Consider the following 12,795-nt stretch of genomic DNA (forward strand, 5'->3'; position numbering starts at 1 on the left):
CCGCTGGTGTACCAGTTGTTCCGCCAGGAGCATCGCTGGGTAGCTACGTGTGGACGGGATAAGTGCTGAAAGCATCTAAGCATGAAGCCCCCCTCAAGATGAGATTTCCCATGGAGTTAATCCAGTAAGACCCCTTAGAGATGATGAGGTTGATAGGTCTGGTGTGGAAGCGTGGYGACACGTGGAGCTGACAGATACTAATCGGTCGAGGACTTATCCAAAYWATTCTTGACACATGTTTACRGAAACCACGCTAAGTTYGCGACGTCTGTCGCAACGCCTGGTACCCACGTCCTGTGGGCATTATCTAGTTTTGAGAGAACCACTCTCAAACATTCACAAAGAGAATCGACCCGTCGAGGATCTGAAGTGAATCATAGTCTGGTGGCGATAGCAAAGAGGTCACACCCGTTCCCATGCCGAACACGGTCGTTAAGCTCTTTTGCGCCGATGGTAGTTGGGGGCTTCCCCCTGTGAGAGTAGGACGTTGCCAGGCGATTTTTTTACGTTCCACAGTAGCTCAGTGGTAGAGCAATCGGCTGTTAACCGATCGGTCGTAGGTTCGAGTCCTACCTGTGGAGCCATTTTTTTATGCTTCCATAGCTCAGCAGGTAGAGCACTACCATGGTAAGGTAGGGGTCAGCGGTTCGAATCCGCTTGGAAGCTCCAGAGCAACTTTATATTACTTATACATATATTATTAACCAACCTTTTATCGGTTGGTTTTTTTGTATCCATTTGATACCCAAATTATTAAAAGTATAATGTTTAACACTATAGATGATCTACTGATCTACTTATCAGCCTCTCCTCTTATGAAGGACTAATAATTATTATTAAGGTCGGCTAGCTAAGTAACTACATACTCTCCTAACAAGTCTTTGGTAGTTAAAGGTAGAAATAAAATAAGCTCTTTGGCCTTTTACTAATGATAGAAGAGACCAAAAGAGCTTAGACTTGTTTAGTGGATAATAAAATGATCTTAAGCGTATGTATTAAGCGACTTAAAATGTGCAAGCTATCTACCGAGAAGGTCGAGCTTTAAGTTRTTCAATTGATAGACCAGTGATTGTCCGAACTAATTGTAAGTCAATTCCATAATCAATCATACGTTCGGCTACCTCTAAACGAGTTTCTTCTTTAGCTTGGTTTTTAACATATTGAAATTTTTCTATTAAATCTTGATGTTGAACCTCCTGAATTTTCTTCATTCAGATCACTCCCATGTAGAATGCTTTCTTTAAGTATACCGAATATACGTTCGTGTTATCAATGCTTTTCTTATCTTAAAATAAAAAAACAAAAAATCTATAAAAAAAGTTTAAAAAGGGTTGCCAATGATAAAATTATTGGATATAATACTTTTTGTCAGTAAGAAACGACACATTTTGAAACGATGGCCCGTTGGTCAAGCGGTTAAGACACCGCCCTTTCACGGCGGTAACACGGGTTCGAATCCCGTACGGGTCACCATTAATTTTACATGGTACATAAATGACTAACTTTAAAGACAAGCTATGGAGGATTAGCTCAGCTGGGAGAGCACCTGCCTTACAAGCAGGGGGTCGGCGGTTCGARCCCGTCATCCTCCACCATATGCCGGTCTAGCTCAATTGGTAGAGCAACTGACTTGTAATCAGTAGGTTGGGGGTTCAAGTCCTCTGGCCGGCATCTTTTAGTTAGGTTGGAGGGGTAGCGAAGTGGCTAAACGCGGCGGACTGTAAATCCGCTCCCTCCGGGTTCGGCGGTTCGAATCCGTCCCCCTCCACCATTCATTTTTGTTGGGCTATCGCCAAGCGGTAAGGCAACGGATTTTGATTCCGTCATGCGTAGGTTCGAATCCTGCTAGCCCAGCCATTTAAGAGCCATTAGCTCAGTTGGTAGAGCATCTGACTTTTAATCAGAGGGTCGAAGGTTCGAGWCCTTCATGGCTCATTTTTATTTCATTCATCTTGTGAAGGTGATTTGATGCGGAAGTAGTTCAGTGGTAGAACACCACCTTGCCAAGGTGGGGGTCGCGAGTTCGAATCTCGTCTTCCGCTCCAATACATATAAGGGGCCTTAGCTCAGCTGGGAGAGCGCCTGCCTTGCACGCAGGAGGTCAGCGGTTCGATCCCGCTAGGCTCCACCAATTATACATACTTTAACCCTTAGATTATTATCTAAGGGTTTTTTTTGTTTGATTTAATTTTGTTTAAGTAGCGCGTTATATTCATTTAAAAGGTCATCTAGTTCTTGGCTTTGCATCACAATTGGGTCTGAGTATAGAGGATGTGATTGGGATAGCTCATTTAATGTACTCCTTGAATCCTCTATTTGTTGGAGCAATTCTGTATGTTTACATTTCATTTTAAGCAATTTGCATCATCCYTCCTTWCAAATTTATCTAATTGTTTGCTCTATACCCTTTTTTAGTAAGTTAAAACATGTTTCAGGTAATGATTTCTTATTTTTTCATGTTAAACTAAATAACGAGAAGAATTTTGAAACTTATTTAAGCATCATACGTAAGAGTTTATAGATTGAATATAAGCAGGGGATAAATAATGGAAGCGATTGTGAAACGAATCATCCTAGAGGTGAAAAATGGTGATGAGCAAGCTTTTGCCGAGTTAGTCGAATTATATAAGGATAAAGTCTATCAAATTGCATATCGAATGGTTGGGAATGCTCATGAAGCTCAAGATGTCGCCCAAGAAGCATYTTTACGTGCTTATACTAACTTAGATAGCTTTGATAGTAATCGTAAATTTTCTACATGGATCTTTCGAATTGCAACTAATGTAGCGATAGATCGCCTAAGAAAAAAGAAGCCGGATTTTCATTTGCAGGATCAAGTTAAAGGTTCGGAGAATTTAACTTTCGAAAGTCAACTTGCTGCTGATCAAGCTTTACCCGAAGAGCAGATCGTAACCATGGAGATGCAAGAATGGGTTCAAGATGAAATTAATCAATTACCAGTGAAATATAGAACAGCAATCATATTGAAATATATAGAGGACTTATCTTTAAAAGAAATAAGTGATATTCTCGATTTACCAATATCAACAGTAAAAACACGTATTCACAGGGGGAGAGAGGCGCTTCGTAAAAGAATGCGTCATCTATAGAAAGGAGGACTTTAAGATGAAATGTGAAAAAAGCTATGAGCATTTAATTCATAAATATTTAGATGGAGATACATCATCTGAAGAGAGAAAGCGTTTAGAAGCACACCTTAATGAGTGTCCGCACTGCTTGGAGCATGTACGTGAATTAAAAAAGGCGATTGCATTTGTCCAAAGTGCCTCCCATATTGAAACTCCARCCAACTTTACTAACCAAGTGATGGCGAATCTTCCTCAAAAGAAGAGCACTTCAAAAACAAAATCAAAGTGGAAGCGTTGGATGAAGAAACATCCGATCCTAGTGGCGGCGGCTGTATTCTTATTATTAATGTCAACCAGCGTCTCTACACTTTGGCAAAATAATGAGCAAGTGACCTTCTCGGGCTCGGGTAATGTACAAATAGATCAATCAAGTGGAYGTGTTGTGGTTCCAGAAGGAGAAGTGGTCGAAGGCGATCTTGTCGTTCGAAATGGTGAGTTAGTAGTAGAAGGGGAAGTGAGAGGGGATATCTTACTTGTAAATAGTGAACCTTATTTTGCTTCGGCGGGTCATGTATCTGGAGAAATTGAGGAAGTGAATCAGGTGCTTGATTGGATTTGGTACCATACGAAAAACTTCTTTTCGGAAGTAATCACAGTGTTAGATTCAGATGATAATAAATAAAGCTCCTCTGGGGGCTTTTTTTTAATGGGTGTTATAAGAGTGACRTAAAACGATAATAAAATGACTAGAATGATTTATGGTATAATGATACAGTTAATATGTTTACGTATCTTATAAAAGCGAACTGATGAAAAGTCGTTTTAATTATGGGAAAGATGTGTACAATGACTAATATGATAAARATGACAAGTAATGAATGCTAAGGGTTTGGAGGAAGTGCCATGTTCCCATTTGAGGATTATACGTGGCTCAATTATATTGGGCAGGTTGTAGATATATTGCTTGTCACATATGTTGTGTACAAGCTTATTATGATTATCAGAGGAACACGAGCTGTACAACTTGTTAAAGGGATTACGGTCATTTTGGTTGTATGGTTTCTAAGTCGCTTTTTTGGACTTAGGACGCTTGAGTTTCTTATGTCGCAAACTTTGACTTATGGTTTGTTGGCCATTATTATCATTTTCCAGCCGGAATTAAGAAGAGCTTTAGAACAGTTAGGTCGTGGTCGCTTGTTCTCAAGTAGAACAATACCTCAAGAGGATTCTACTAAGAATTCTATTGATGCGATTGTGAAGGCGTCTGTGTATATGGGGAAACGCCGTATAGGAGCATTAATGTCAGTTGAACGTGAGACGGGTATGTCAGACTATGTGGAAACTGGGATTCAAATGAATGCTCATTTAACATCTGAATTGCTGATAAATACTTTTATTCCAAATACACCACTTCATGATGGTGCTGTTATATTAAAAGGCGATCAAATTTTAGCGGCGGCCTGTTATTTGCCACTCTCTGAGAATCCGTTTATTTCTAAGGAACTGGGCACGCGACACAGGGCAGCTTTAGGTGTAAGTGAAGTCACTGATTGCTTAACGATTATTGTCTCAGAAGAAACCGGTGCAATTTCTTTAACTAAAAATAGCGAACTTCACCGAGATCTTGATGAAGAGAAACTCCGATTGCTATTAGAAAATGAATTATTAACAGAAAGCAAGCAACAAACATCTTCTCGCTGGAAGTGGGGAGGGAAGAAAAATGGATAAGTTATTTAACAGTCATTGGTTTGTGAAGATTATCTCGTTTTTCATTGCTTTAATGCTATTTGCTATGGTGAATATGGATGATCTAACGAGTCAAYCAGGGATATTACCATCTTTAAGTGATCGAACCTCTACTCTAGAAGAAGTAGAAGTAACGGTAGTATATGACGAAGAGAATTATGCCATTGTTGATCAAACCGAACATGTGCAAGTGAAGCTTAGTGGATCTCAAAGTGCGGTTGCGTTTTTTCAACTAATGAGACCTACTTTTGAAGTGTTTGTTGATGTTACGGAACGCCAAGAAGGTGTACATACGTTAAGTATTCAACATCGTGGGTTTCCTGGGGACCTATCAGTCTCAATTGTTCCTCAATTTGCAAGAGTGGAGCTACAAGAAAAACAAACCGTCTCCATACCAGTTGATGTGGAATTGGTGAATGCTGATGCCGTTAAAGAAGGCTATTCAGTCGGTACCCCAATGGTATCACCTGTTAATGTAACAGTTACTGCAGCGCGTGAAGTTGCGGCTGAAGTTGCGGACGCAAAAGCTTATGTAGATGTGGAAGACGCTGATAAAATGCTTGAGGAAGCTGTTCCAGTGAAGTTGTATGATAGTAGYGGTAATGAGCTTCATTTAGATGTAGAGCCAGGCATTGTTGATGTAAGAGTTCCCATTACTAGCCCGAATAAGAGTGTTCCCATAAAAATATCACGTGAGGGAGAACTGAGAGAGGGTGTAAGTATTGAATCGATCAACGTATCTCCTAAAGAAGTGCTGATCTATGGACCATTCGATGTCTTAGAATCGTTTAATGTTTTAGAGGGCTTAACGATTGATCTAGATGATATTACWGAGGATCAAACATTTACGATGGAAGTTCCGGTCCCACCAGGTGTCCAAGCGCTTGAACCAGAAATGGTTGAAGTGGAAGTAAATATTGCTGAAGAAGAGTCTAGGCAGTGGTCTGATGTTTCGATTGAATTAATAGGGGCACCTGAGGAAACAGACATTGATTTTGCCGACGATGAAGAAGAAACTCTTTCTATTATCGCACATGGTGCAGAGGCTAATCTTGATCAGTTTTCTGTCGATGATATCCAAGTGTATGCGGATGTTAGCAACTTAAGTGAAGGGGAGCATTCAGTCCCAATTCAAATAAATGGTCCACAAAATATTCGTTTTAGTGTAAGTAAGACAAATGTAGAAGTAATCGTCTCAGGTCAAGCTGAATCTGAGTGAAGATTGTTGAAGGAGAGAGTAAATAATGGGTAAATATTTTGGTACAGATGGTGTTAGAGGTGTCGCAAATAAAGATTTAACCCCTGAGCTTGCTTTTAAATTAGGTCGAATGGGTGGATACGTATTAACAAAACAAACAGAGAAACCACGTATTGTTATCGGTCGTGACACGCGTATTTCAGGTGAAATGCTTGAAAGTGCACTAGTAGCTGGTCTTCTATCAATTGGAGCAGAAGTTATGCGCTTAGGTGTTATTTCTACACCAGGGGTTGCTTACCTAACAAAAGCATTAAGTGCAGACGCAGGTGTGATGATTTCTGCGTCCCATAATCCTGTTCCTGATAATGGGATTAAATTCTTTGGGCCTGATGGTTTTAAACTATTAGATGAACAAGAAAAAGAAGTTGAAGAACTAATTGATAGTAATGAAGATCTTCTACCGCGTCCAGTTGGGGATGCAGTTGGTCAAGTAAATGATTATTTTGAAGGTGGTCAAAAATACATTCAATTCCTAAAGCAAACAGTGCAAGACGACTTCTCAGGTATTCATATAGCGCTTGATTGTGCAAATGGTGCAGCTTCTTCCCTAGCACCACATCTATTTGCAGACCTTGAAGCAGATATCTCTACAATGGGTACTTCGCCAAACGGTGTAAATATTAATGAGGGCTGTGGGTCAACTCACCCAGATAAATTAGCAGATCTTGTTATTGAAAAGGGTGCGCAAATTGGTCTTGCTTTCGATGGAGATGCAGATCGTYTAATTGCAATTGATGAGAATGGACATACGGTAGACGGCGATCATATTATGTTTATCTGTGCAAAATATATGAAAGAGCAAGGTTGGCTAAACCACGGTACAGTTGTATCAACGGTGATGAGTAATCTTGGTTTTTATAAAGGATTAGAAGAAGCAGGTATCGAAACAAAGCAGACGGGTGTAGGTGACCGTTATGTAATGGAAGAGATGCGTAAAGGTGGATTTAATCTAGGTGGAGAACAATCTGGTCATATTATTTTCCTTGATCATATAACGACAGGCGATGGAATGCTATCTGCGCTACAGCTTGTTAACATTATGAAAGGAACAGGAAAAAAATTATCAGAATTGGCAGCTGAGATGGAGACATTTCCACAAACGCTTGTGAATGTACGTGTAACAGACAAACATGCCGTTACTGACAATGATAAAGTTCGTGCTGCTATTGAAAAAGTTGAAGAGAGAATGGCAGGAGAAGGTCGAGTCCTCGTTCGTCCGTCTGGTACAGAACCGCTTGTTCGAGTAATGGTAGAAGCAAAAACAGAAGAAAAATGTGAAGAATATGTAACGGAAATAGCTAAAGTCGTTAAAGAAGAAATGGGCTTAGCTGAGTAAGGAATATGCATGGGGGGCGAACCAATACAGCTCCTCATGCATATTTTTTTAGTAATGTAACAACTCTCACTCTTTTGTTTCAAATAGAATGTAAAATTCTTACCAAAGATTGACGTTCATACATCGATCTTGTATGATAATGTTTGTATGTAGTAAAAGGAGGGTAGAGGTAGTTTGTCATAGAAAATAAAAGCGCCTGAACTACACAATGGTCGGATATTTGTGTAGTTGACGAGGAGAGGGTTTATCGATTAATCGGCGGATGCCCTCCGGTTGTAGCATGACAGCCGTTAAGCTTCTGTAAAAAACAAAGGGGTGACTCTTTGCACAAAGACAGAAGTAGCATGCCACAATCATTATAAAAGAGTGGGGGCAAGTACGCCCTCAAGGTTTCTTGCCCCTGACTTCAGGAGGTAATTTATTATGTGTGGTATTGTTGGATATGTTGGTACAGAAGATGCGAAGGAAATTCTATTACGTKGACTTGAGAAGCTGGAGTACCGTGGCTATGACTCAGCAGGTATTGCAGTAGCGAATGATAATGGAGTTCATGTTTTCAAAGAAAAAGGACGCATTGCGGCGTTACGTGAAGTTGTGGACACAAGTGTAGACGGAACGGTAGGAATTGGTCATACACGTTGGGCAACACACGGGGAACCAAGTCGTAATAATGCTCATCCGCATCAAAGTACAACAGAACGTTTCACACTTGTTCATAACGGAGTAATTGAAAATTATGAGCAGTTGAAGCGTGAATTCTTAATTGATGTTGAGTTAACAAGTGATACGGATACGGAAGTTATTGTTCAATTGGTAGAGAAGTTTGTTACAGAAGGTAACTCCATTGAGGATGCATTCCGTCATACTTTATCGCTATTAAAAGGTTCGTATGCAACTGCACTAATTGATAATGAAGATGCAGACATTGTCTATGTTGGTAAGAATAAGAGCCCATTATTAATCGGTGTGGGTGAAGGAGTAAATGTTATTGCATCTGATGCGATGGCTATGCTTCAAGTAACAAATCAATTTGTTGAAATTATGGATGAGGAACTTGTTATTGTGACGCGTGATAGCATCACGATTAAAACGCTTGATGGGACTGTGATGTCTCGTGAGCCTTACACTGCAGAACTTGATGCTAGTGACATTGAAAAAGGCACATATCCTCACTTCATGTTAAAAGAAATTGATGAGCAACCTTTTGTTATTCGTAACATCATTCAAAAATATCAAAACGAAGACGGCTCTGTACGCCTTGATGACGACATTCGTGAGGCAATGAAGGGGTCAGATCGAATTTATATTATTGCTGCAGGAACGAGCTATCATGCTGGTCTTGTCGGTAAGCAATTAATTGAAAAAATTGCACAACGTCCAGTTGAGGTACACATTGCAAGTGAATTCTTGTATAATATGCCTCTATTATCGGATAACCCACTCTTTATCTTTATTTCACAAAGTGGTGAAACAGCTGATCTTCGAGGTGTATTAGTCGAAGTGAAGAAACGTGGCCACAAAGCCTTAACCGTAACCAATGTTCCTGGATCAACCCTTTCTCGTGAAGCTGACTTTACCCTGCACACATATGCAGGACCAGAAATTGCAGTTGCTTCTACGAAAGCATATACAGCGCAAATGGCTGTATTCACATTGCTGGCTGTTGATACAGCGAAGGCAAAAGGTGTCAATTTAGACTTCGATCCACTACAGGAGTTAGCAATTGTAGCAAATGCTATGGAAACTTTAACGGATCAAAAAGAACAATTAGAGCAAGTAGCGCGTGACTACTTAACGATCACACGTAACTGTTTCTTCATTGGTCGTGCAGTTGATTTTTATGTAGGACTTGAAGGTGCTCTTAAGTTAAAAGAAATCTCATATATTCAAGCTGAAGGTTTTGCTGGTGGAGAGCTTAAACACGGTACGATTGCATTAATTGAAGATGGTACCCCGGTTATTGCTCTTGCTACACAAAAGCATGTAAACCTAAGCATTCGTGGGAATGTAAAAGAAGTAGCAGCGCGTGGTGCGAATACTTGTATTATTAGTATGGAGGGCATGGAAGAGGAAGATGATGCATTTGTTCTTCCTGCGGTACACGAATTCTTAACACCATTAGTAGCAGTTATTCCAATGCAATTAATTTCTTACTATGCAGCCCTACACCRTGATTGTGACGTGGATAAACCACGTAACCTTGCAAAAAGTGTAACAGTTGAATAGGTAGATTAGTAAGTATTAAAGTAATGTGGTTTGGGAATAAATTTATACCGTTTTACCCCTTTGGATCTATTGTCTAAAGGGGTATTCTTATATGTCTAATAGATGAGAAACTGCTGCTTTTAGAACAGCCATCTCACGTTAAAGTGAAAGACACCTTATACAAGCCACCTGACCTAAAGGTCACTTTAAAGAGTGAGCTAAGATCAAGCAGCCTCATAAGGTGTATCTTTTATAGCTATATTTTACTTAACGTCGAAACGATCTGCGTTCATGATCTTGACCCAAGCAGCGATAAAGTCATGAACAAATTTCTCTTTGCTATCGTCTTGCGCGTATACTTCGGCAAGGGCACGGAGTATGGAGTGTGAACCGAAGACTAGGTCTACTCTCGTTGCAGTACGAACAACTTCCCCAGTTTTACGGTCATGTCCTTCATAAACACCGCCATCTACAGGCTTCCATTCGATCCCCATATCAAGTAGGTTCACAAAAAAGTCGTTGGTGAGGGTGCCAACACGATCAGTGAAGACACCGTGCTGTGTGCCACCATGGTTAGTTCCAAGAACACGCATGCCGCCAATCAATACAGTCATTTCTTTTGCAGATAGGTCTAACAGMTGAGCCTTGTCTACTAGAAACTCTTCTGGTTTTATACTATACTCTTTCTTCTGATAGTTGCGGAAACCATCAGATACTGGTTCGAGTACTTCAAAGTTCTCTACGTCTGTCTGTTCTTGTGTGGCATCACCACGACCAGGTGTAAAAGGAACTGTTACATCAATGCCTGCATCGTTAGCCGCTTTTTCGACTGCTGCACTACCGCCTAATACAATCAAGTCAGCCATGCTAATTTTTTTATCGAGAMCACTTTGAATGCCTTCTAAAACTGTTAATACTTTTGAAAGCTTCTCTGGTTCATTGGCTTCCCAGTTCTTCTGTGGTTCAAGACGAATACGTGCACCATTGGCACCGCCGCGCTTATCTGAATTACGGAATGTGCTGGCGGAAGTCCAAGCAGTACTAATAAGTTCGCTCAAAGTAAGCTCGGAATCCAGTATTTTTGTTTTCAGCTCATTTATTTCTGCATCTGATAATTCATAATCTACCGCGGGGATCGGATCCTGCCAAATGAACTCTTCTTCTGGAACTTCTGGACCTAGATATCTATCACGAGGACCCATGTCACGGTGGAGTAACTTGAACCACGCATGAGCAAAGGCATCGGCAAACTCGTCTGGATTCTTGTGGAAGCGACGAGAGATCTTTTCATAGTCTGGATCCATACGCATGGCCATGTCTGCTGTCGTCATCATCGTCGGAACCCGTTTAGAYGAATCTTCTGCATCAGGTGCAAGATGTTCTTCATCAGGGTCTATTGGAGCCCATTGATATGCACCTGCAGGACTCTTTGTTAGCTCCCATTCATATCCGAACAGCATATCAAAATAACTCATGTCCCATTTTGTAGGAGTCGGAGTCCATGCACCTTCAATTCCACTTGTAATGGTAAAGGCACCATGACCAGTTTCATGTGTGCTTTTCCAGCCGAAGCCTTGGTGTTCAACGAGTGAACCTTCTGGCTCTTCGCTAACATGTGAAGGATCACCTGCACCGTGTGCCTTACCAAATGTATGTCCACCAGCTGTGAGTGCCACTGTTTCTTCATCGTTCATTCCCATACGTTTAAAGGTATCACGGATATCGCTTGCACTTCCAAGCGGATCGGGTTTGCTGTTTGGACCTTCAGGATTCACATAGATCAAGCCCATCTGAACAGCAGCAAGTGGGTTTTCCAAATCACGTTCGCCGGAGTAACGATTATCTCCAAGCCACTCTTTTTCAGGACCCCAGTTGACGTCTTCCTCAGGATGCCAGATATCTTCGCGCCCTCCACCAAATCCAATCGTTTTTCCTYCCATGGATTCAATTGCTACATTCCCTGTGAAAACGAGAAGGTCGGCCCAAGAGAGCTTATTGCCATATTTCTGTTTAATTGGCCAAAGTAGCCTACGGGCCTTATCCAGGTTTCCGTTGTCAGGCCAGCTGTTAAGAGGAGCAAAGCGCTGAGAGCCACTTCCACCGCCACCGCGACCGTCTACTGTACGGTATGTACCTGCTGCGTGCCAGGACATACGGATAAAGAACGGACCATAATGGCCGTAGTCTGCAGGCCACCAATCCTGACTATCAGTCATAAGATTATGAAGGTCCTTCTTCAAGGCATCGTAATCCAGCTTTTTAAATTCTTCTGCGTAATTAAAATCTTCACCTAGTGGGTTCGTCTTCGTGTCATGCTGATGAAGAACATTCAAGTCTAGCTGGTTAGGCCACCAGTCTTTGTTTTTCGTACCTCTAGAAGAATTACTAGAACCACCTTCACCTGTAAAAGGGCACTTTCCTGCGTTCTCATTTTCTTTCATATCCATACGTAATTCCCCTTTCGTTTTAAGAAGATTAACTAGCAAACAACCATGCATTACAATGGGCGAAACTAAAAACATAAACAATATTGATTCTTACATTGTAATTATAATAAATTATGACTGAAATAAAAAGAAATATGCAATAGATTTTAAAAAAATCTAAAGATTTCAGTGAAAAGTTGTGAGTTACAACAGGTTAAATGATCAATTCATTAATTAAGATGAATGCTTCATTTGTTTGAGGAGGTTGTGGTACGTTTCCACCTCTTTGTGTTTACCTACTTTGTGATAGGTCTTAGCGAGCCATTGAATAGGTTCTACTTGATTGGAATGCAACTCCATCTCCCAACTAAAGCATTCGATAGCCTTTTCATATTGGCCCAGATCATAATAATGCATACCTAGTTTTAATTGATTTTCAGCATCTTCGACCAGATGGTACATGTCGCTAATCTTAGAAAGCGATGGAATGTCGCTGGTTTCTTCGTTTAGCTTTAAATGGGTATAAATATCAGCCAAAGTATGACGGTTTAGCAAATTCGGTAAAGTTGCACAGATTATTTTTTCGAATGTTTGAGGCGATTCGCGTACTAATGGTAATAATCTCTGTGTGATAGATTGTAGCGAGAGTTCAAGATTAGAAATGGATAATTGGTTTAACAATTCGGGTAGATCACGAATGTCCTTTTTTGAGAGAGGAAATGGGTAATGAAAAAG

Annotated in this window: 8 protein-coding genes, 10 tRNA genes, 2 rRNA genes and 1 pseudogene; 18 read left to right on the top strand and 3 right to left on the bottom strand. The window is 40.7% G+C overall.

Annotated elements, in window-relative coordinates; all coding sequences use genetic code 11:
• The 4 genes from AB685_RS21925 to AB685_RS21940 all read left to right on the top strand — a co-directional run.
• Nucleotides 1-221 (top strand): 23S ribosomal RNA (locus AB685_RS21925); the annotation flags it as partial.
• Nucleotides 222-380: 159 nt separating this feature from the next.
• Nucleotides 381-496, top strand: a 5S ribosomal RNA gene (gene rrf, locus AB685_RS21930).
• 13 nt (nucleotides 497-509) lie between these two features.
• Nucleotides 510-584: transfer RNA gene (locus tag AB685_RS21935), tRNA-Asn, on the top strand.
• A gap of 9 nt (nucleotides 585-593) precedes the next feature.
• Nucleotides 594-669, top strand: a tRNA-Thr gene (locus AB685_RS21940).
• Between the two features lie 353 nt (nucleotides 670-1,022).
• Here the strand turns inward: AB685_RS21940 and AB685_RS21945 are convergent.
• A complete protein-coding gene (locus tag AB685_RS21945) occupies nucleotides 1,023-1,211 on the bottom strand; it encodes a hypothetical protein (RefSeq protein WP_047972715.1) in 189 nt (62 codons plus the stop codon).
• A gap of 187 nt (nucleotides 1,212-1,398) precedes the next feature.
• Here AB685_RS21945 and AB685_RS21950 point away from each other — a divergent pair.
• The 14 genes from AB685_RS21950 to glmS all read left to right on the top strand — a co-directional run bounded on the left by AB685_RS21950 (nucleotide 1,399) and on the right by glmS (nucleotide 9,655).
• Nucleotides 1,399-1,473, top strand: a tRNA-Glu gene (locus tag AB685_RS21950).
• Nucleotides 1,474-1,519: 46 nt separating this feature from the next.
• A tRNA-Val gene (locus tag AB685_RS21955) sits at nucleotides 1,520-1,595 on the top strand.
• Nucleotides 1,596-1,598: 3 nt separating this feature from the next.
• Nucleotides 1,599-1,671: transfer RNA gene (locus AB685_RS21960), tRNA-Thr, on the top strand.
• 15 nt (nucleotides 1,672-1,686) lie between these two features.
• A tRNA-Tyr gene (locus tag AB685_RS21965) sits at nucleotides 1,687-1,771 on the top strand.
• Between the two features lie 11 nt (nucleotides 1,772-1,782).
• Nucleotides 1,783-1,857, top strand: a tRNA-Gln gene (locus AB685_RS21970).
• 5 nt (nucleotides 1,858-1,862) lie between these two features.
• Nucleotides 1,863-1,935 (top strand) — tRNA-Lys (locus AB685_RS21975).
• 35 nt (nucleotides 1,936-1,970) lie between these two features.
• Nucleotides 1,971-2,045: transfer RNA gene (locus AB685_RS21980), tRNA-Gly, on the top strand.
• A 10-nt stretch (nucleotides 2,046-2,055) separates the two neighbouring features.
• Nucleotides 2,056-2,131 (top strand) — tRNA-Ala (locus AB685_RS21985).
• A 415-nt stretch (nucleotides 2,132-2,546) separates the two neighbouring features.
• The gene (gene sigW / locus AB685_RS21990; RefSeq protein WP_047972716.1) at nucleotides 2,547-3,110 is read left to right on the top strand and encodes an RNA polymerase sigma factor SigW; all 564 of its coding nucleotides are present in this window, start codon (nucleotides 2,547-2,549) and stop codon (nucleotides 3,108-3,110) included.
• Nucleotides 3,111-3,126: 16 nt separating this feature from the next.
• Entirely contained in the window at nucleotides 3,127-3,771 is a 645-nt protein-coding gene (locus AB685_RS21995) for an anti-sigma factor (RefSeq protein ID WP_047972717.1), read from the top strand.
• Between the two features lie 221 nt (nucleotides 3,772-3,992).
• A complete protein-coding gene (gene cdaA, locus AB685_RS22000) occupies nucleotides 3,993-4,817 on the top strand; it encodes a diadenylate cyclase CdaA (RefSeq protein ID WP_047972718.1) in 825 nt (274 codons plus the stop codon).
• Nucleotides 4,810-6,054, top strand: a complete 1,245-nt coding sequence (locus tag AB685_RS22005) for a CdaR family protein (protein ID WP_047972719.1) — start codon at nucleotides 4,810-4,812, stop codon at nucleotides 6,052-6,054. The genes cdaA and AB685_RS22005 overlap by 8 nt, the downstream gene beginning before the upstream one ends.
• A gap of 25 nt (nucleotides 6,055-6,079) precedes the next feature.
• Nucleotides 6,080-7,429 (top strand): phosphoglucosamine mutase, encoded by a 1,350-nt coding sequence (glmM, locus tag AB685_RS22010; RefSeq protein WP_047972720.1) that lies wholly within the window; start codon nucleotides 6,080-6,082, stop codon nucleotides 7,427-7,429.
• A gap of 423 nt (nucleotides 7,430-7,852) precedes the next feature.
• Nucleotides 7,853-9,655, top strand: a complete 1,803-nt coding sequence (gene glmS / locus AB685_RS22015; RefSeq protein ID WP_047972721.1) for a glutamine--fructose-6-phosphate transaminase (isomerizing) — start codon at nucleotides 7,853-7,855, stop codon at nucleotides 9,653-9,655.
• A gap of 242 nt (nucleotides 9,656-9,897) precedes the next feature.
• On the opposite strand, the gene katG is transcribed toward glmS, so the two are convergent.
• Both katG and AB685_RS31425 read right to left on the bottom strand, forming a co-directional pair.
• Nucleotides 9,898-12,081, bottom strand: coding sequence for a catalase/peroxidase HPI (gene katG / locus AB685_RS22020; RefSeq protein WP_047972722.1), 2,184 nt, complete (start codon nucleotides 12,079-12,081; stop codon nucleotides 9,898-9,900).
• Between the two features lie 213 nt (nucleotides 12,082-12,294).
• Nucleotides 12,295-12,795 (bottom strand): annotated as a pseudogene (locus AB685_RS31425) (hypothetical protein); the annotation flags it as partial.

The sequence above is a fragment of the Bacillus sp. LL01 genome, from assembly GCF_001037965.1.

Bases quoted from the DNA above. Each gene is read 5' to 3' on its own strand.
- cdaA (WP_047972718.1), top strand. From the start codon at position 3,993: ATGTTCCCATTTGAGGATTATACGTGGCTCAATTATATTGGGCAGGTT.